The organism is Candidatus Kuenenia sp. (assembly GCF_027493735.1).
Classification (GTDB): domain Bacteria; phylum Planctomycetota; class Brocadiia; order Brocadiales; family Brocadiaceae; genus Kuenenia; species Kuenenia stuttgartiensis_A.
The window spans coordinates 206093-223699 of the sequence record NZ_JAOSKF010000024.1 but is presented as its reverse complement, the minus strand read 5'-3'; the positions used below and the strand labels follow the sequence as shown (position 1 = coordinate 223699).

At 43.7% G+C, this 17607-nt stretch carries 24 protein-coding genes; 2 read left to right on the top strand and 22 right to left on the bottom strand.

The window, feature by feature from the left end; translation table 11 throughout:
• Nucleotides 1-51: 51 nt before the first annotated feature.
• A complete protein-coding gene (locus M5U24_RS18235) occupies nucleotides 52-582 on the bottom strand; it encodes a rubredoxin-like domain-containing protein (protein WP_298203196.1) in 531 nt (176 codons plus the stop codon).
• 7 nt (nucleotides 583-589) lie between these two features.
• The gene (locus M5U24_RS18230) at nucleotides 590-766 is read right to left on the bottom strand and encodes a hypothetical protein (protein WP_164994612.1); all 177 of its coding nucleotides are present in this window, start codon (nucleotides 764-766) and stop codon (nucleotides 590-592) included.
• Between the two features lie 239 nt (nucleotides 767-1005).
• Here M5U24_RS18230 and M5U24_RS18225 point away from each other — a divergent pair, with 239 nt between their 5' ends.
• Nucleotides 1006-1266, top strand: a complete 261-nt coding sequence (locus tag M5U24_RS18225; RefSeq protein WP_298203194.1) for a type II toxin-antitoxin system RelE/ParE family toxin — start codon at nucleotides 1006-1008, stop codon at nucleotides 1264-1266.
• 12 nt (nucleotides 1267-1278) lie between these two features.
• Entirely contained in the window at nucleotides 1279-1593 is a 315-nt protein-coding gene (locus M5U24_RS18220; protein WP_099324422.1) for a HigA family addiction module antitoxin, read from the top strand.
• A 366-nt stretch (nucleotides 1594-1959) separates the two neighbouring features.
• On the opposite strand, the gene M5U24_RS18215 is transcribed toward M5U24_RS18220, so the two are convergent.
• The 20 genes from M5U24_RS18215 to M5U24_RS18120 all read right to left on the bottom strand — a co-directional run bounded on the left by M5U24_RS18215 (nucleotide 1960) and on the right by M5U24_RS18120 (nucleotide 17554).
• Nucleotides 1960-2736 (bottom strand): hypothetical protein, encoded by a 777-nt coding sequence (locus tag M5U24_RS18215; protein ID WP_099324423.1) that lies wholly within the window; start codon nucleotides 2734-2736, stop codon nucleotides 1960-1962.
• Nucleotides 2737-2863: 127 nt separating this feature from the next.
• A complete protein-coding gene (locus M5U24_RS18210; RefSeq protein WP_099324424.1) occupies nucleotides 2864-3049 on the bottom strand; it encodes a hypothetical protein in 186 nt (61 codons plus the stop codon).
• A 75-nt stretch (nucleotides 3050-3124) separates the two neighbouring features.
• A complete protein-coding gene (locus M5U24_RS18205; protein WP_298203191.1) occupies nucleotides 3125-3736 on the bottom strand; it encodes a hypothetical protein in 612 nt (203 codons plus the stop codon).
• Nucleotides 3737-4097: 361 nt separating this feature from the next.
• Nucleotides 4098-4694 (bottom strand): hypothetical protein, encoded by a 597-nt coding sequence (locus M5U24_RS18200; RefSeq protein ID WP_298203190.1) that lies wholly within the window; start codon nucleotides 4692-4694, stop codon nucleotides 4098-4100.
• Between the two features lie 1145 nt (nucleotides 4695-5839).
• Nucleotides 5840-6655: an alpha/beta hydrolase gene (locus tag M5U24_RS18195; protein ID WP_164994609.1), complete on the bottom strand. Its 816-nt coding sequence runs from the start codon at nucleotides 6653-6655 to the stop codon at nucleotides 5840-5842.
• A gap of 821 nt (nucleotides 6656-7476) precedes the next feature.
• Nucleotides 7477-7665, bottom strand: coding sequence for a hypothetical protein (locus M5U24_RS18190; RefSeq protein ID WP_099324519.1), 189 nt, complete (start codon nucleotides 7663-7665; stop codon nucleotides 7477-7479).
• A 49-nt stretch (nucleotides 7666-7714) separates the two neighbouring features.
• Nucleotides 7715-9160, bottom strand: coding sequence for a catalase (locus tag M5U24_RS18185; protein ID WP_099324518.1), 1446 nt, complete (start codon nucleotides 9158-9160; stop codon nucleotides 7715-7717).
• Between the two features lie 238 nt (nucleotides 9161-9398).
• The gene (locus M5U24_RS18180; protein WP_099324517.1) at nucleotides 9399-9605 is read right to left on the bottom strand and encodes a DUF3185 family protein; all 207 of its coding nucleotides are present in this window, start codon (nucleotides 9603-9605) and stop codon (nucleotides 9399-9401) included.
• Between the two features lie 16 nt (nucleotides 9606-9621).
• Entirely contained in the window at nucleotides 9622-10311 is a 690-nt protein-coding gene (locus M5U24_RS18175) for a Fe-Mn family superoxide dismutase (RefSeq protein WP_157820417.1), read from the bottom strand.
• A 240-nt stretch (nucleotides 10312-10551) separates the two neighbouring features.
• Nucleotides 10552-10812, bottom strand: coding sequence for a hypothetical protein (locus M5U24_RS18170; RefSeq protein ID WP_099324516.1), 261 nt, complete (start codon nucleotides 10810-10812; stop codon nucleotides 10552-10554).
• Nucleotides 10813-11896: 1084 nt separating this feature from the next.
• Nucleotides 11897-12253 (bottom strand): DUF883 family protein, encoded by a 357-nt coding sequence (locus tag M5U24_RS18165; RefSeq protein ID WP_099324514.1) that lies wholly within the window; start codon nucleotides 12251-12253, stop codon nucleotides 11897-11899.
• 17 nt (nucleotides 12254-12270) lie between these two features.
• Nucleotides 12271-12681: a hypothetical protein gene (locus M5U24_RS18160; protein WP_298203185.1), complete on the bottom strand. Its 411-nt coding sequence runs from the start codon at nucleotides 12679-12681 to the stop codon at nucleotides 12271-12273.
• A gap of 24 nt (nucleotides 12682-12705) precedes the next feature.
• Entirely contained in the window at nucleotides 12706-13149 is a 444-nt protein-coding gene (locus M5U24_RS18155) for a hypothetical protein (protein ID WP_157820415.1), read from the bottom strand.
• A 219-nt stretch (nucleotides 13150-13368) separates the two neighbouring features.
• Nucleotides 13369-13566, bottom strand: coding sequence for a hypothetical protein (locus M5U24_RS18150; protein WP_099324512.1), 198 nt, complete (start codon nucleotides 13564-13566; stop codon nucleotides 13369-13371).
• Nucleotides 13567-13691: 125 nt separating this feature from the next.
• Complete coding sequence (locus M5U24_RS18145) at nucleotides 13692-13979, bottom strand: hypothetical protein (RefSeq protein ID WP_099324511.1); 288 nt, start codon at nucleotides 13977-13979, stop codon at nucleotides 13692-13694.
• 114 nt (nucleotides 13980-14093) lie between these two features.
• Nucleotides 14094-14252: a DUF3309 family protein gene (locus M5U24_RS18140; RefSeq protein ID WP_099324510.1), complete on the bottom strand. Its 159-nt coding sequence runs from the start codon at nucleotides 14250-14252 to the stop codon at nucleotides 14094-14096.
• Between the two features lie 70 nt (nucleotides 14253-14322).
• A complete protein-coding gene (locus tag M5U24_RS18135) occupies nucleotides 14323-14646 on the bottom strand; it encodes a BON domain-containing protein (RefSeq protein ID WP_099324509.1) in 324 nt (107 codons plus the stop codon).
• A gap of 151 nt (nucleotides 14647-14797) precedes the next feature.
• Nucleotides 14798-14977 carry a CsbD family protein gene (locus M5U24_RS18130; RefSeq protein WP_099326992.1) on the bottom strand — a complete coding sequence of 60 codons (180 nt, stop codon included), beginning with the start codon at nucleotides 14975-14977 and terminating at the stop codon, nucleotides 14798-14800.
• A 140-nt stretch (nucleotides 14978-15117) separates the two neighbouring features.
• Nucleotides 15118-15429: an antibiotic biosynthesis monooxygenase family protein gene (locus M5U24_RS18125; RefSeq protein ID WP_157820414.1), complete on the bottom strand. Its 312-nt coding sequence runs from the start codon at nucleotides 15427-15429 to the stop codon at nucleotides 15118-15120.
• Nucleotides 15430-15637: 208 nt separating this feature from the next.
• On the bottom strand, nucleotides 15638-17554 hold the full coding sequence (locus M5U24_RS18120; protein ID WP_205713373.1) for a sigma 54-interacting transcriptional regulator: 1917 nt from the start codon (nucleotides 17552-17554) through the stop codon (nucleotides 15638-15640).
• Nucleotides 17555-17607 lie beyond the last annotated feature (53 nt).

The window sequence follows — 17607 nt, the reverse complement described above, 5'->3', positions numbered from 1 at the left end:
GAGTGATTAGCGGGATAATTAACATAAAAATACCATGATGAATAAAATTTGTCAATAAAACAAGTTAGCGCTTATGGGGGTATGCCCTCCGCTATGGAAGGCTTCTATGCCTTTTTCAAAAAAATTCTCTTTAAACTTTACATCAAAGGTGAAACCTGCACAGATTCTGTGGGCAGAATCCAGGTCATGTATGCGTACCTGGGATTTAAAAAATTCACGGTACTGGTTACTCGCACCAAGAAAATGGTGATGGGTAAAGATGATTGCATCAACAGGCTCAAGACGATTGTCAAAGCAGGAAGGGCAGTCTATCCAAAAAGACTTATCTCCTGTCTCGATACGATAAGCAGCATGTTCCAATCCAAGGGCGGGGAAGGAGTTCAAGCGGGTTACCTTTTCGTTCACAGGGGTTCCCATGACTTTAAATTTCGCAGAACATTCCGCTGAAGTAATAAATTTTTCCTTAGGGGCACCACAGAAAGGACAATTATCAGGATAATATCCTACTATGTTATAACCACATACCAAACAAACATATTGTTCTTTTTTCACTACACAATTTATTAAAGGGACACTTCCCATATTTAATTTACCTCCGATTCTTTTTCCTTTTCCTTTTCCTTGGCCTACCGGCCTTCTTTGGCAAAAGGCCACGATCAAGCGCTTTCTCAGGCTTTTTTACAAATCGCTCTGTGCCAAGCGGCCTCCCTGTTTTGTTATAGCCACTGAGGGTCTTTAGATTAAAACGCCTTGTCTTCATCGTCAAAAAAAGACGTCTCCCCGATTGTTTCCACGTTGGGTGATATGGTGCAGATAATTCACAGCGCAGACTCTCGCTATTTTTTTGGCATACAGGGCATACAGAGGAAAATATCACACCTTAACGTGCATGTCAAAAAATATGGGAAATGTCCCTACAATTCCCTACAATTCCAACGTAATTTTTTCTTGACGATAATAAACATTATGTTTATTATCTCTCAATGATAAAATCATTCCGTTGTCGTGAGACTCGAAAAATATTCTACCGCGAATATTCAACGAAGGTTTCCTCGTGATATGCAAATGCGCGCATTTGCAAAGCTCAATGCGATTGATGCAGCCATCCATCTTAAAGATTTGCACCTGCCACCATCAAACCGGTTTGAGGCGTTAAAGGGCGAACGTAAGGAGCAGTATAGCATTCGAATCAATGATAGATGGCGTATTTGTTTTGAGTGGCGTAATGGTAACGCAGAAGAGGTCGAAATTGTTGATTATCATTAAGGAGGTTACATAATGGCTAAACGTCGTATTACTCCAGTTCACCCTGGGGTATATCTGAAAGAATTACTCGATGAATTAAAAATATCACAATACCGGCTATCACAGGATTTAGGTGTGCCTGCCATGAGGATCAATCATGTGGTACATAGCAAACGTCCGGTAACTGCAGAGCTTGCCTTGCGTTTAGGGCGCTATTTTGGTCAAAGCCCGCGCTATTGGATGAACCTGCAAAGCCGGTATGATATGGATATTGCCGAAGATGCCTTATTCGAACAGGTAACACGTGAAGTTCGCCCCTTTAACGGTAGATTTATAATTCACAAGTAAACTTCGTTCATAGGTCGAAATAGAGGGACACTTCCCATATTTAATTTACACCCGATTCTTTTTCCTTGCGCATACTCTTGCTATTTTTTTGGCATACAGGGCATACAGAGGAAAATATCACACCTTAAAGTGCATGTCAAAAAATATGGGAAGTGTCCCTCTATAAGACCATAAAAGCAGAGGGACAAATATTGCTACCACAAATTCAATCTTTTTCATACTTTTACGTCCTTTCTGGTGCAGCGCACCATTAGTTTTTCTGTCTGGCGTTTTATTGGGAGTACACTTGTTTGAGACAACATCCTCTATTTACACAGCGATCCTTTCTGTTTTCTCGCAGCCAATGTATAGTCTCGCGCATGTTGTTTATTCGAGGAATTCAATGCGTTTAATATAAGCCTCGGCTTTTCCTCCACCCTCCGTTGTAGTAGTGTCAACCTCAAGACATAAAGCAGATATTGCAGGAGCTTCTTCTTTGTAATATGTTTGAAACGCACTAGTCAAATCAAACTCTGAAATTACCGTTTCATTAAGTTCCGGATTACCTACACAGACAAAACGCCCACTGTCGTGAAAATATTTCCCTTTGTAAGGTATGTTAATTTCGTCAGCTTCGCCGAGAAACAGGCTTATGAAATAAGGTAAATCCGGTATCATAAAATACCCACTGGACAATTTTTCTGGACCAAAAAATATATATAAACCCAAAGCCTGATTCCTATTTCCGCTCTCAAAGTTAGCATCATTCGGGTATTTACTGATTCCCCATTCAATGCGCACTTTAGAAACTTTCGGAATAATGACATCCTTAAAAACAAGAAAACCTCTGACGGGTTGCTTGGTTTTAATAAACAACATACCCTTCTGAATGGATAATTCAATTTCCGGATGATACTTAGCTGCACCCTCACAATAAAACCCCTTCGATTCCAACCATTTACGGACAGTACCGCCTGAATAATTCGAAAAATCGATTACATATTTTACCTTCTGAACCTTTTCATTGTCTTGTTTTTCCAGACTGTTGTCCTTAGCATCCTGCGATGACTCATGGCTCTCAGCTTGTTTATTTTCTTCAGAAGAAACGTTTCCGCTCAAAACAAATATTACTATAAATATGAGACTTGCAATAAAACTTTTCATTTTCGTTTCCTTTCCATGAAAAATAATGAAAGGAGAGAAGTTGGGATTTAACATATACATTCCCAACTTCTCAACCGTTTAACCTTATAACCTCACGTTTTCAATTATCCAAAACGCATTTGTAGTACTATTTTGCAGCGTCCTGAATTTTCTCACCAGCCTTTTCGGCCTGTTGCCCGGCTTTTTCTAAGGCCTTATCTAATTCCTTGCCTGCGCTCTCCACCGAACCCTCTTTTTTCTGGCAGCCGGCTAACCCTGCAATCAGAGCACTTATTGCTAACGCTACCATTACATTCTTGCCAAATTTCATCATTTATATCTCCTTTATTAAATACAAACTATATAAACGGGAGTATGCTGAGATTTCCCCAACCCATGGGCTACGATTTTACCAAAAATTGTTTATATCACTTTCAAGTGTATCAAGGCGTCCGGAAATTTCGCCTTTTTCATCGGAGGTAAGGGGTTGGCCTTTTATCCGTTGCAAAAATTCCCTTCGGACTTCATCTAATCTCAATTGGAAATCCCTTCCCCGGACACGCGGCAATCTTCCGATCAGCATCCCATCGTCAATCTTCCTCTGGAGTACGATCATCCAATCCTCGAGCCTTGTCTCATCGATTCTTGAAGGATAGGCACGCACCTTCTTGACCTCCCCTTCCAGCTCGTTCAGTGTCGCGATAAGGGGATCCCATTCTTTCTGCGTGGTCTTTCTTTCCCTCAGCACCGTATAATCCCTGCGGAGATTATCAAGTTTTATCAGAAAAGTCTGTGCCTCGTTATGGGTTAACTCACCAGATCCCAACCCATTGCCAATCGTCTGCTGAAGCGAAAACATTCGATCCTCGGTTTTCCTTTCGTTTTCAGGCCATCTTTGAGAATGATAAACCAAATCACATTGTACCAGAACGGTCGTCATCCCCAGAACAATTGCAATAAGTAATATCTTTTTCTTAAAATACCCTCCTTTCAAATATTTCAAATAATCAATTGCCTTCATCTTTCTTTTCCTCCTTTCTGAATTGTACATCGATGTAGATTTTTCAGATTGTTTATTCAGGAAACTGATACTTCAACCATGTATGTTGGGTTTCGTTCCCCGACCCAACCTTATAAATTAGGCCTTCGGCAACTTTTCATGGATACTGAACGTAGGGGTTGAAGATTTTCAACCCTTACATTGAAACATTGAAATCCCTTAACGGTAAATTAGGCCTACGGCGACTTCTCATGTAGAGCGAAGTGGCACTTCGCTCTACAGCCGCAATTTTGAAATGCTAAAACATCAAGAAAAGTCCCACAGGGTTCGGGCAACATAAACGGGAGTCTACCAGGATTTCCCCAACTCATGAGCTACGATTTTACAAAGCATTGTTTACATCGCTTTCAAGTAAATCAAGGCGGCTGGAGGTCTCTCCTTTTTCCTCGGTGGTTAAGGGTCGGTCTTTTATTCGTTGCAAAAATTCCCTTCGTATATCATCTAATCTCAATTGAAAGTCCCTTCCCTGGACACGCCGCAATCTTCCAATAAGCATCCCATCGTCGAGCCTCCTCTGGAGCACGATCATCCGATCCTCGAGTTTTGTCTCATCGATTCTTGAAGGATAGGCGAGCACCACCTTAACCTCCTTCTCCATATCTTCCAGTTTCGTGAGAAGGGGCGCCCATTCCTCTTGCGTAGTCTTTCTTTCTCTCAGCACAGTGTAATCCCTTCGGAGATTATCAAGTTTTACCACAAATTCCTGAGACTCATCAAGGGTTAATTCACCGGACCCCAACCCCTTGCCAATTTCCTGTTGAAGCAAAAACATTCGATCCTCAGTTCTTCTTTCATTTTCCGGCCATCTCTGAGAGACCGAAGCACATTGTACTAGAACGGTCATCATCCCCAGAACAATTACGAGAAGCAGCATTTTTTTCTTAAAATACCTTACTTGCAAAAAATCAATTACCTTCATCTTTTCTTTCCTCCTTTTCTAATTGTACATCGGGATAGACTTCCCAGAATGGTTATTCAGGGAACTTATACTTCAGACATGCAGGCCTGCGCTTTCAACCCTTGCTATTGTTTCTTTATCTTTTGCTTATGCTTATACACGCCTTTCGTTTCTATAGTACATTCCTTTCCTTAAAATGATTCGTGACAAATCGTGTCCTTCTCGTTTTCAATCTCCTCCTGCGACTAGCTCCTGCTCAACAAAATCAGGATCAGTACGATAATCAGCACCATCCCAAAAACAAAGCCGGGTTTATAACCCCACGACCGACTATATGGCCAGGTTGGGATTACGCCCAAAATGACCAGAATCAGAGCTCCGATTAATATTGTGCTAAGTGACATATTCGTGCTCCCGTTAAAAAATGAAGGTTAAATTAAAGTAGGGGCGAAGCATTTGCTATAAATTGTCATAAATGCGTTCATACCTAAACCGGCAAATGCTTCGTCCCTACTTTTTCAAAAAACTAAATTGTTACACAAAATGTGAGTTTTATAAGAATGGCACGGGTAAAACCCGTTTGCCCATGCCACCCGGCCATATCAATATTAAAAGGGGAGCATTCCCGATTTTTGGTTAACTAATTGTACATTGTGACACAAGCATCCTGCTTGTTGTATTTTACCCTCAAGCTGGATGCTTGTGGTACTATTCTTCCCCTTCCCCCTGCTAATGGCATTTTTACAAAAAATCGGGAATGCTCCTGTTCAAACTATGTCCCCCGCTGGCGGGGGTGCAGGGGGTGGACTGGATTTCTCCACCGATTCAACTACCCCTTTATTATGAAAACGAATTCGCCCCTCTTTCCCACGCTCCGCAGACAATTCCACCCCCTTAATCCCCCGCCAGCGGGGGACAAGCTTGCCATATCCCTGCAGCTTTCATGCCCTTGTGGGGTTGATACAGGTGCATTCCTGGTTTTTTGTGACTTCTGCCATGTTTTAATGAAACGTAAAGTAGTATTAACCCCTGGCAGCCTTGTTTTGCCCTAATCACACAAACGGTTACAAAAAATCGGGAATGCTCCTATTAAAAGCTCTTTTGTTTCCGAGGTAACGGGGCTTCATTAGTACCCCCGAAATTGGTATCAACTAAAACATACCGCATTAGCCAACAAAGTTCGCAAGCTCCTTGTTGAACTTCTCTTTCTCTTCGTAGAACAGGGCATGCCCGCTTTTCTCGAATCCTATCAGTTTTGCCCCCTTAATTCCTGCCGCCATTGCTTCCGCCAGTTCAAAAAGGCATATCTTGTCCTGCGTGGCGTGTAAAATCATAGTCGGCACGTTGACCTTTGCCATGTCACCACGCAGATCAGTATCCCGCAGTGCAATAAGACTGGCTGCGGTAGCATGAGGAGATGCTTCCATTCCCATATTGTGAAACCACTCGCCAAGCTTCGGACTCACTGCATTCTCGCTGCGGAAAAAGATTTTGCCAAAATCCTCATTAAGCTTTGCTCTATCTGCATAGCACAACTCTATAAAACCATTAACGGCTGCTGACTCCAGACCGTATTGGAAACCATGTCTTTTGACGAAGCTCGGTGCTGCCGCACCAAAGAGAGCCAGTTTTGATACTCTCTCCCCCTTGTGGCGGGCCATGTAATGCAGGGCAATAGCACCACCCATTGAAAAACCGGCCAGTGTGACGTCGCGCAGGTCAAGCGCCTCAAGCACCTTCCTGACATCATCCGCAAAGACATCATAGGTATATTCTCCCCAGGGTTTGGACGATTTGCCGAAGCCGCGCAGCGTAATACCCACGCAACGATAACCATGCTTAGGCAACTGCGTAAACTGATACTCATACATCTCAAGGCTTAGTGGCCATCCGGGAATGAACACGATTGTCTTGCCTTGCCCCCAGTCCCGTATGTGGAGACGGACGTTTGTATCAACTTCTATCAACTCGTTGCCTTGCATGATATACTCCTTTCCCGTGTTTGATTATATAATGTCTCTTTGCTAACCGTGCATCTGCGATACAGCGGTCTTTTAATCTGTTCAAGTTATTTACGAAGACTTCTAAGCATATTCCCTAATATCATTTTTGCCGGTAAGTTGTTTATTCCCAAGTGATCGGTCTTTCGGAATACCTCCTTTTATTCTCTCATCATTTGCTACGTCTACGTAGCATCCAAACACACAACCTGATGCATCTAAATTACAATTAAACCTGCCAAACCAGTCATCTGGCTCGAAAATAAGACTACAAAAAATAGCTCAAGCACAGGTACCGCAATATGATATGGTTATAAAACCATTTTTCATCGTTTCTGGGTGTTGCAAATGAAACATGATGACTGATGACTCATTTTGCCATTACGCGGGTATCCGTTTTGTCATTGCGAGGGTCTTTTTTTCAGCTTGTCATTGCGAGGGTCTTTTCCGAAGCAACCTCATAAACCGTAATAGAGATCCTTCCATCCTGCATTCATTCCATTAATTAATTCTATTTTTTTAGCCCTTGAGCCACCCTTAATTTGCTTCTTTCTCCCGCGATATGGCGTCTCTTATGTCACAAAATATCTCGTAGTATATTGATTGCTTCGGAAAAGACCCTCGCAATGACAAGCGGAGCCCCCCCTGCAATGACAAGCAGAGACCTTGTAAATTACAATCTGATACCTTTTGGATGGCCCTATACATTTGAACCGGTACAGAAACAGAAATGCCAGATGTTTTCGACTCGAAAGTAAAACTACAAAAAATAGCTCAAGCACAGGTACCGCAATATGATATGGTTATAAAACCATTTTCATCGTTTCTGGGTGTTGCAAATGAAACATGATGACGGCTTGCAGAATAATATATTTTTTATCGGTAGCCGTTATACCCACCCGTGCATTAGCAAGGGTGGGCAAGAACAAACAGCACCCAAAGAGTGCGAGGAAGCCAAACCCTATGTTTTTCTTTATGCTTTTATAGATCATTTTACCTATCCTTTCTATTTCCGCTTCAAGAGGAGAACGTATTATTCTCTTATGAAAGCCCTAGTCCCTTTGCAACACCTTCTCCATAAGCCTCATCTGCTTTGTAAAAATACGGAACCATCCTTTCCTGGATGTCTTTCGGCGTTTTTCTAAGACTTGCAACAATGTTTTCAATGAGCCGTTTCCGTTCGTCAGGCGGCAACAGCCGGAAGAGATTTCCGGGTTGGACGAAATCATCATCAATACCTCTTTTCTGTTCATAGCGATTCGCGTCACCTGAAATTTTCAGCGGCGGCTCATTATACGCGTGGTCTGCTTTGGGTCCTCCGAAACTGTTCGGCTCATAATTTACGGAAGCTCCGCCGTTGTCATCGAATCTCATTGAGCCATCCCGCTGATAGGTGTTTGCTGCCGTGGCAAGCGGACGGTTTATCGGTAGATGCCCAAAGTTCACGCCTAGTCTATACCGATGGGCATCTGCATAGGCAAAAATACGTCCCTGGAGCATTTTACAGGGAGAAAAAGAAATACCGGGAACAACGTTAGCAGGAGAAAAAGCAGACTGCTCGACTTCGGCAAAATAGTTCGAGGGATTGCGGTTCATCTCCAATACCCCAACCTCTATCAAAGGATAGTCACTATGCGACCATATCCTGGTTAAATCAAACGGATTCCACCGGTACGTTTCCGCTTCAGATTCCGGCATTACCTGGACATAAAATGTCCACTTAGGGTAATCCCCACTCCCGATAGTTTCAAATAACAGACGTGTATGGTAGTCGGCATCTTCCCCTGCAATACGGTCTGCATTTTCCGGAGTCATATTCCGAATGCCCTGTTGAGTCTTGAAGTGAAACTTCACCCAAAAACGTTCATTGTCCGCATTGATAAAGCTGTAGGTATGACTCCCGAAACCATGCATAAAGGGGATGCCCATGGGGATGCCGCGATCTGAAAACAGAATAGTTACCTGATGCAATGATTCCGGAACCTGCGACCAGAAATCCCACATCATGGTTTTTGACCTTAGATTGGTTTGAGGTTCACGTTTCTGGGTATGAACGAAATCGGGGAATTTTATGGCGTCCCGTACAAAAAACACGGGAGTATTGTTTCCTACCATATCCCAATTGCCTTCTTCAGTGTAGAATTTCAATGCAAAGCCTCTGACATCCCGAACCGTATCAGCAGAGCCTTTTTCCCCTGCCACAGTAGAAAATCGGCCAAATACATCGGTTTTTTTCCCAACTTCCGAAAAGATGCTGGCTTTTGTGTATCGGGTGATGTCTTTGGTAACGATGAAAGTACCATGTGCACCGGCTGCTTTTGCATGGACAACACGCTCAGGGATACGTTCACGGTTGAAATGCGCCAATTTTTCAAGAAGATGGTGATCTTGTAACAACGTCGGGCCGCGTTCTCCGGCGGTGAGGGAAGTCTGATTATCGCAGACAGGTATGCCTGCCGCTGTAGTTAAGACTTTAGTTTTACTCATTTCTTTTCACCTTTCAATTATATTCTCAAGAGTATCACAATTTGTGATTTACCATGTGAGAAAGAAAGCTCAGTTTGTGAGGACAAGGACTCTTCCTGACTTTTTAACAGGGTTTATAGATAATGTCGTACAAGCTCAACATGAACAAACAGGGTTTGTCCGTGACACCCCACTGTCAATTTAAAACCCACCTTTTATGGTCTTCATGGGTATAGTCATAAAAACAGGACCAACACGCTTAACTTCCCTTTGACCAACTCCGCAGTCCCACCAACCCCACAATTACAGCTACAGCGCCGCCGATCAACATCCATATCGCCTTGTCGGTGGGTGAGCCGGTGAAAAACCGGGAAATGTCGGAACTAAACGACTTCGTTGCGCTGACGCCTAAAATTATAAACAGGATACCCACGGCAAGTATTGCAAGCGAGACTACTTTGTTCATAAAAAAATCCTCCCTTTTATTTTAGCCTTGCTTCTGCGACTGACCAGTCAATGTTCTTAAAGAATGCCTCAATATAATCCGCCTTCTTTAGACCGTGATCTATCATAAAGGCATGTTCAAATACGTCCAGGATCAATATGGGATTGCATCCTGCAGGATGAGAAACATCGTGTTCATTTATCCAGAAGTTAATGAGCCTCCCGCTGGCACTATCCTGATAGAGGACTGCCCACCCGATTCCCCTCATACTTCCTACTGCCCTGAAATCCTTTTCCCACATCTCATAACTGCCAAATTCCGCTGTCATCTTTTTGGCAAGCGTTCCTTCCTTGTTCATGCCGCCTTTTTTCTTGCCAAGATTTTCAAAATAATATTCATGGAGCCTCATCCCATTAAATTCCCACCCAAGCCGTCTCTTCAATTCTGCAAACTCAGGGCTTGCCGTCTTTCCCTCCTTCAACATCTGACCGAGAGTATCGAGTACCTTATTTGTGTTTGTTACATATCCCTGATAGAGGGTAAAGTGGTTTTTCAAAAGTGTTTCGCTGAATCCCTCCATCCCGATGAGTTGCGAATAATCCTTTGCGGTGTATGTCATAATTTCCGTCTCCTTTTTTATTTCTGCATGTAAAGGGTTGTTAAAATTAAGTACGATTGCTGCTCCACCCACGCCTGCCAGTGTTAAAAATTCTCGTCTGCTAAGCATGGTACCTCCTTTTTTGGTCTTTTGGTGAAATAAATATCCATAAATAATTTCAGTGAAATGGTGTTACCACTCAGTCCTCAGTCTGCAATTTGCCGACGATAGACTGCCGATTACTACGGTATAATAAAAAATTCCCAGGCCATTACTTATCCGCGTCATATTTCGTTTTTTTTACGGCCTCCTTATCCTGCAATCAGTTAATAACTGATTGCAGGATGCAGTTTCCTTCTCAATTTAGCTTTAACAACAGCTAGTACCTGCGCCACTCTTGGGTTTTTCCCCTTTGTCTGTCACAATAGAGCCTTCTTCTGTAAATTTGAGCTTTTTTTCCACACCGTTCTTTACACACTCGACTGCATAACACGTTTTGCCATCGGCCTCTTTTTTCACTATTTTCTTGATGGTGCAGCCGGCAGTTTCCTTCTCAATTGCAGCCTTAACTACAGCCGGTACCTGAGCAATATTAATATTTTTCCTCTCGTCTGTACATTTATCTGACATTTACTTCTCCTTCTCTTGTTAAAGAGTTTAACCCGAACCACCTGGAACATTCCCGGTAAGATTGCTGGGCTTATCAAAGTTTTCGTAAAAAAAAATCCTATGACAAAATAATTTTAAAATATACTAATGTTTGCACGTACAATGATCTGTTTTGTCCTTTGTGCAATCTTTTGCACATTTTACATTGTCCGGGCACTTGCAACTGTCCGGACAATCAGAATTTCTTGCAAAGGTACTAGCGACACCAGCACTAAACAGTAACGCACTTACAAACACCGCTGTAATGCCAATTTTCTTAAACATATGCCTACCTCCTTTCAAATTAAAATACCAAACTGATCCCTTGGCGCCAGGCACCAGGGGAGAGGAACCGATACTGTTTTTCATACCGGGCCCCACAAAATAGTCACGGACGTCTTCGTCCGCGAATGATATTAATCACGATGACCACGATTGCGATCACCAGAAGAATGTGAACGAAACCGCTCAGGGTGGTGGAAGTGACCAGACCCAGAATCCACAATATGATCAACACAGCAGCTATAACTAAAAGCATAGTAATTCTCCGTTATATTAGGTTAAGTGTTTAGATTATTCCTGATTTTTTGTAACTATTCAGCGTAATTTATTAAACTACCGGAGATCAGAGCGCAACTCGTTCCCAAACCTTGTACTGAACATAGTGAAGTGCCTGTTTGGGAACGTAATGGCACTGGAAACTTTGTTTCCAGTGAGGGTCTGACTTGACAAATTACAAACTGTCTTAACCCTGTGATTTTATTCCCTATCTATCAGCAAACAGGCGAGAAACCGGAGTTTCTCGAACAAATGCATTCCCAAACTGGAGTTTGGGAACGAGCCGTGTATCGTTTACGCTGAATAGTTACGATTTTTTACCTATTCCTGAATCTTTTTCAGTTTTGAATATTCCAACATATAGGAAATTCAATGTTGCGAATTTAGAGTAAAGAGGCTCTTTGCTTTACTTTAAAAAGCCGCCGAAGGACTAATTTAAGCAGGCATTAATTCCCGGCTTAAATTCTCGCTTGCAAAATGCATTATCAAAGAACGAAAAACCTGCTAATCACTTTGAACGTTTGCCTGCTTCTATGATATAGCATAAGAGGAAACCACTAACGGCAGCAATGCCTACCGCCAACCATGGATTAGCATGAACTTTTCGATCAATTTCCATCCCTATTTCTTTCGTTTTCTCCTCTCCTCTCTTAACAGCCTCTTCCAAAGTATGACATGTTTTTTCTATCGCTTCCCTGCCCGTGTGTGTTGCTCCACTCATAATCTCTTTGAGATTTGAATATTTTTCACTAATCAACCGATTAATCTCACCGCTCTTTCCTTTTAATTCTCTATCCAGCAATCCAAGCGCTTCGTCAATTTTTAATATGTCTCCCGCTTTTTCTGTAGTTTGGTTATCCGCCATGCCCTCTCCTTTCTCATTTATTTTTTATCTTCAGAAACCGTATCCAAAACTTTTTGTATCAATGTACTTGCTTTCGAAAATTTCATCCAAAATCTCTGTGAAGTAAAGTAAAGAAGAACCCCTAGCGGAACCAGAAAATAGACAATACCGAGGGAAAAGATAACGAACATCTTTACTTCTTTACTCAAAGGAAAATAATAAAGAAACGCCACATGTAAAAATATAAAACCACTGATCATTACCACTAAACTCAAAATTAAGAGTACTATACCGATGCATATTCGCCGTATAAATCGAATGGCCTTGATATAGCAAATCACTGCCTTGATTTTAATTTTTGCAAAACTTGTGAATGTTTGCTCTTCTTGTTTCACAAGATCCGCTAAAATACACAAAATAAGATGGTAAATCATCTTCCTGGTCTTCATAATTTTCTCTTACCTGTATGAAGATTATTTGAAATGAGAAACAGCATCATTATAAGAACTCTTCAAACTTTCCAGGGCTGCATCCATTCCGGATTTAACATCCTCCCAGGCGTCAGCGCTTTTCAATTTGAGTTCATTTAATTTATCTTGTGCTTCTCCTTGCTTCTTTTGTAATCCTTCAATTATCTCATTGTACTTTGCCTTGGTATCTGCCCCTGCTTGCCCGGCCTTTGCCTGAAGGTCTTTTATCTTATCACTGAGGTAGTTCAATGTTGATTCAGCATCCTTCTGGTATTTTTCTTTTTGCTGTGTCAGGTAAGTTTTTTTTGTTTCAAGGGCTTCACCTGTTTCACGTTTGACCTCTTCTGTCGATACTTTGGTTTCCCCTTTTTCAGGCGTCTTCTTGTTACAAGACGTCATAAAAAACATAGAGACAAATAGTGCTACCATTAATCCAATTCTTTTCATATTTTTATATCCTTTCTGATACAATAAACCATTAAAAACCATCCAGGCACTTCACTTCACACCCGATTAACACACAAAACAACTCTTTCTCATATCCACAAAAAGCCTTTCCTTATATATCCGTTTTCAACCTTATCCTGCAATCAGTTGATAACTGATTGCAGGATTTAGCTGACCCATTGATACAGCAAAAGATGATGTATGTCTTTGTCCGGGATATTAATAACCCTTCTTTGCGTGACATACACATTTGCAATCATTTTCAGGTTTTGTTGGCAAGTGTCCGCATTTTTCGCATTCACGTCCCTCTTCATGACTTGTAGCCATAACAGAGCCAACCAACACTGTATTTACCGCACCAACACCAAACATCAGTGCACCAATAAATACCAGACCTACTCCATATTTCTTTAACATTTCTCTCTTCGCCTATTGTTAGGAAGATTATCCCGAACTCACAGGAACATTCCCGGTAAAGTTGCGGGGCTTACAACAAATTCACAATCTTGTACATAAACGAAGCCTTACGTGCGGCCATTACTTTACTTGAAATAGGAAACTACGTGGGCGATACCCGCCTGAAGGTCATCCACAACCTTATCCGTGGTCGCCTTGACCTTCTCCCACGCATCGTCACCTGCTTCCTCCACCGCCTTCAGCTTTTCAGAGGCAATACGCTGTTTGTCGCGTAGTTTATCGAGTTCCTGAGCGTACCTGAGCTTCACGTCTGCCGCTGCATTCTCCGCCTTCGCAGCCAATAGGTCAATCTGCGCCTTCGACTCTTGCAGTTGCTTCTCCATCTTTTGCTTATACGCGTCCTTCGTTTCCATCGTAATATTCCTTTCTTTAAATGGTTCGTTACTTTAAAAGGCATGACCTTTCGCAGCCACCTTGTGATAGTTTTTTCCAAAGTTCACCGCTTCATTTCCAACCTCCTCTTACGACTAGATTCTGCCCAATAAAAGCAGTATTACTATGATTATCACTATTACCCCGATCACACTGCCGGGTGTATAACCCCACGACCGGCTATGTGGCCAGGCGGGGATTACTCCCAAAAAGATCAGGATCAGAACTATGATTAAGATTGAAACAAGTGACATATTCGTTCTCCCGTTGAAAAAAGAAGATTAAAGTAAAGTACATTCCAGGATACATTTGCTTTTCGCCCGTTCATTTCACGGACATTTTGTTTTCAACAGCTCTGACGCCCTCTACAGATCTCGCTACTTCCACTGCCCTGGCAGCAGCCTCCGGGGAATCCACGAAGCCGCTTAACTGCACGACATCCTTGAAAGTTTCAACATTGATCTGGAGCACCTTAAGCATAGGATCATTAAATATTGCCGCCTTAACCTTGGACGTAAGAACAGAACTATCGACATATTCCCCTACGCTTTCACGCGTTGAGGTACCTGCACAGCCTGGACTGCCGGCAATCCACCCAACCAAAAAAAGTACTGCAAAAAAACGCTTGATCAAATTTGTTTTATCCATAATTTCTCCTCATGATAACAATATAAAGAACTTCGCTGAAATGATGGGTGTAATGCCTTCCCTTACCCTCCAGCGGTATAATGGTATCAACGTCTATCCGACCTCATCCGCGGCTTCAAAGGTGTGACGACGCATGATACGCGCCGCACTCTTACTTCCCCATGACTTTCTTGACCTGGCCGATCTTTTCCTGAACTTTACCGGCTCTCTTTTCGTCTTTGCCTTCGGCTTCCAACCCGGGATTCTCACTGACTTTCCCGGCTATCTCCTTGATCTTGCCCTTCACTTTGTGAAACTTGCCTTCTACCTGGTCATTCGTACTGGATTTCATGGTATTCCTCCTTTTGTTTTCGGTTTGACTGCTGGCACTCTGCCCCCAGTCTTCCCCGTAATTAAACTGCTGGCTATGCAAAAATTCTCTTCCCCGGACACACGTCAATCTTCCGGCCAGGATCCCTTCGCCAATCCTACTCAGTCGCACGATCGTCCGATCTTCGGGTAAATCTCCTCCATCCCTTTCGGGTGAAAAACGGCGTGGAACATCATTTCATAAGGCTCTCTGAGAAGGCACATCGCTCCCCGGATCACCTTAAAACGTTCCGACTTCAGGTGGGCCATAAGGTTCTTCCGGGTATCCCATTCTTCAAGAAGAAAGAGTCGATTTTCATCCTCGATACTCTGGTAGAAGTCGCAGCTCTCGCATCCCTTCTCCATCCTTATGAAACCGGATAGTGACGCGATCGTCTGTGACAACTCCAGGCGCTTCTCTGAAAGGACATTCATTCGTATGCTTAAGAGGATCATAAGGATACTACTGGCAAATGGTCTGCCAATAGCCGATGGAAAATATGAAGTGTGGATTAATCCTTTAATAACAAGGGGGTTAGGTTAATAGTAGAGGACGGCAGAAAAGTATGAAATGATTCGTTTAGCCTCAATATTTGGCGGGACATCAACATGTTGAGGGATACCTTGTGGAGAGGTGGACAATCTAATTGGGTTCTTTTGTCTCCGGCCGGACTATCCCGAGTTTATGCATCCTCGCTCTTAAGGTACTCGGGTGGATGCCCAGAATCGCTGCGGCCCCGTTCTTTCCCTCGATGCGCCATCGGGTTTCAGAAAGGATTTTAAGAATTTGGTCTCGCTCCGTCTCTTCCAATGTCCTCACGGTGGATGAAAATGCGGGCGATGAAATCTCCAGTTTATCTGCAAGTTGCAAAACCGGCCCGGGGCACAAGATCACGGCTCGCTCAATGATGCTCTCCAGCTCCCGGACGTTCCCAGGCCATGGATAATCCTGCAGCGCCTTCATCGCCTCCTTCTGGATCGACGTGATCTGTTTGCCCAATTTCCTGGAGTATCGCTCTACGAAGGCGTGTACCATCAGAGGGATGTCTTCTTTCCGCTGCCGCAGTGGTGGGACAGTGATGGGGAAGACGTTGAGCCGATAGTAAAGGTCCTGCCGGAAACGGCCATTGCGGATCTCTTCCTCAAGGTTTCGATTGGTCGTTGCCACTATCCGTACATCAACTTTGATGGTATGGGGCGACCCCAGGCGCTCAAACTCGTTATGCTGAATCACCCGGAGTAGCTTTGCCTGCAACTCCAGCGGCAGCTCCCCGATCTCGTCCAGGCAAAGGGTGGAACCATTGGCGACCTCGAACCGGCCGATCCGCCGGGTATCAGCCCCGGTAAATGCCCCCTTCTCCCGGCCGAATAATTCGCTCTCAATTAAATTGCCCGGCAGGGCAGCACAGTTGACCGTGATCATGGGGCGTTCCTTGCGGGGGCTCATGTCATGGATGGCGAAAGCGATCAACTCCTTCCCCGTACCGGTCTCACCAAGGATGAGGACAGTTGCATTCGTGGGGGCAACTTGTTCCGCGCGATAGAGAACATACTTGAGACTATCGCTTTGCCCAAGAATTTGGGCAAAGTGATGTCTCCTTTTGTTCTCGTGACGTAAGTAAATATTCTCGGCCTCGAGTCGGTCTTTCAATGTTTTTATTTCAGAAAGAGCCGTCCGAAGTTCGAGAGTCCGCTCCTCCACCTGCTGCTCGAGTTTGTCATGGTCTTTTTGCCGTGAGTCTTCCATCTTCCTGCGCTCGGTGATGTCCACCATTACGACAACAATACCGATGGCGCCTTTATGAGTAATAAGTGGGTTTGCGCTCAACAGAAAAGAATAAGTCTCGTTGTCCCCATGCTTGAAATTGACCTCAACCGCGTGAAGGAATTTGCCACTCATTGCAGGGAGAAGGATAAATGGCATCCCGTCTGGATAGAGGAGGTGAAATGCCTCGTCAAACACCTGGAAGAGTGGGCTTCTACCGAAGAGACTACTGGTCGACTGACTTGCACGGAGTATACGGCCCTGGGGGTCACAGAGAACAAATATTTCCGCAGCTTGATTGAGGATTTGAGTTGTCAGTTTTTCCTCCGCCAACATCTCCTCATTGCGCTTTTGTTCCGTCAGGTCGGTAACCACCATGCACACCACAGCGGGCATATCCGTGTGCTGAAGGGTGCTTATGGAAAGTAAGGCAGGTGCAGTATTTTCACCTCCGGTCTGCAAGGCCAGTTCCGCCTTACTGTTCCCCTTCAAACCCCGCTCAACCAATGCCTCAAATAATTGGCGGTCTGTTGATGAAATGTATTGGTAGATTGAAGATCCCATTACTTTTCCCAGAGATCTTTGGACGATATCTGCAAAACGTTGGTTACAGAAAAGGATCGTGCCGTCGGAGGCCAGAGTGACGGCCCCTTCGTTCATGGTTTCGACCATGACTCTGTAAGGATGCTCGGCGCCCGATAGTGTAAAGACCCGCTCTCCTTCCGCCGTTGAGACAACCAGTCCATCCACCTCACCGCCCCGGATAGCGCGCAGAGTTTCCTCCGCTTCCATCATCCGCGACGTAAGTTCCTGCAACTCATCCAAAAGTTGTTGTCGTGTTCTATACG

What these genes read in the sequence shown, in the direction of transcription:
- M5U24_RS18235 (WP_298203196.1), bottom strand. Translation starts at nt 582, where the DNA reads ATGGGAAGTGTCCCTTTAATAAATTGTGTAGTGAAAAAAGAACAATAT.
- M5U24_RS18220 (WP_099324422.1), top strand. Translation starts at nt 1,279, where the DNA reads ATGGCTAAACGTCGTATTACTCCAGTTCACCCTGGGGTATATCTGAAA.
- M5U24_RS18215 (WP_099324423.1), bottom strand. Translation starts at nt 2,736, where the DNA reads ATGAAAAGTTTTATTGCAAGTCTCATATTTATAGTAATATTTGTTTTG.
- M5U24_RS18210 (WP_099324424.1), bottom strand. Translation starts at nt 3,049, where the DNA reads ATGATGAAATTTGGCAAGAATGTAATGGTAGCGTTAGCAATAAGTGCT.
- M5U24_RS18205 (WP_298203191.1), bottom strand. Translation starts at nt 3,736, where the DNA reads ATGAAGGCAATTGATTATTTGAAATATTTGAAAGGAGGGTATTTTAAG.
- M5U24_RS18200 (WP_298203190.1), bottom strand. Translation starts at nt 4,694, where the DNA reads ATGAAGGTAATTGATTTTTTGCAAGTAAGGTATTTTAAGAAAAAAATG.
- M5U24_RS18195 (WP_164994609.1), bottom strand. Translation starts at nt 6,655, where the DNA reads ATGCAAGGCAACGAGTTGATAGAAGTTGATACAAACGTCCGTCTCCAC.
- M5U24_RS18190 (WP_099324519.1), bottom strand. Translation starts at nt 7,665, where the DNA reads ATGATCTATAAAAGCATAAAGAAAAACATAGGGTTTGGCTTCCTCGCA.
- M5U24_RS18185 (WP_099324518.1), bottom strand. Translation starts at nt 9,160, where the DNA reads ATGAGTAAAACTAAAGTCTTAACTACAGCGGCAGGCATACCTGTCTGC.
- M5U24_RS18180 (WP_099324517.1), bottom strand. Translation starts at nt 9,605, where the DNA reads ATGAACAAAGTAGTCTCGCTTGCAATACTTGCCGTGGGTATCCTGTTT.
- M5U24_RS18175 (WP_157820417.1), bottom strand. Translation starts at nt 10,311, where the DNA reads ATGCTTAGCAGACGAGAATTTTTAACACTGGCAGGCGTGGGTGGAGCA.
- M5U24_RS18170 (WP_099324516.1), bottom strand. Translation starts at nt 10,812, where the DNA reads ATGTCAGATAAATGTACAGACGAGAGGAAAAATATTAATATTGCTCAG.
- M5U24_RS18165 (WP_099324514.1), bottom strand. Translation starts at nt 12,253, where the DNA reads ATGGCGGATAACCAAACTACAGAAAAAGCGGGAGACATATTAAAAATT.
- M5U24_RS18160 (WP_298203185.1), bottom strand. Translation starts at nt 12,681, where the DNA reads ATGAAGACCAGGAAGATGATTTACCATCTTATTTTGTGTATTTTAGCG.
- M5U24_RS18155 (WP_157820415.1), bottom strand. Translation starts at nt 13,149, where the DNA reads ATGAAAAGAATTGGATTAATGGTAGCACTATTTGTCTCTATGTTTTTT.
- M5U24_RS18150 (WP_099324512.1), bottom strand. Translation starts at nt 13,566, where the DNA reads ATGTTAAAGAAATATGGAGTAGGTCTGGTATTTATTGGTGCACTGATG.
- M5U24_RS18145 (WP_099324511.1), bottom strand. Translation starts at nt 13,979, where the DNA reads ATGGAAACGAAGGACGCGTATAAGCAAAAGATGGAGAAGCAACTGCAA.
- M5U24_RS18140 (WP_099324510.1), bottom strand. Translation starts at nt 14,252, where the DNA reads ATGTCACTTGTTTCAATCTTAATCATAGTTCTGATCCTGATCTTTTTG.
- M5U24_RS18135 (WP_099324509.1), bottom strand. Translation starts at nt 14,646, where the DNA reads ATGGATAAAACAAATTTGATCAAGCGTTTTTTTGCAGTACTTTTTTTG.
- M5U24_RS18130 (WP_099326992.1), bottom strand. Translation starts at nt 14,977, where the DNA reads ATGAAATCCAGTACGAATGACCAGGTAGAAGGCAAGTTTCACAAAGTG.
- M5U24_RS18125 (WP_157820414.1), bottom strand. Translation starts at nt 15,429, where the DNA reads ATGAATGTCCTTTCAGAGAAGCGCCTGGAGTTGTCACAGACGATCGCG.
- M5U24_RS18120 (WP_205713373.1), bottom strand. Translation starts at nt 17,554, where the DNA reads ATGATGGAAGCGGAGGAAACTCTGCGCGCTATCCGGGGCGGTGAGGTG.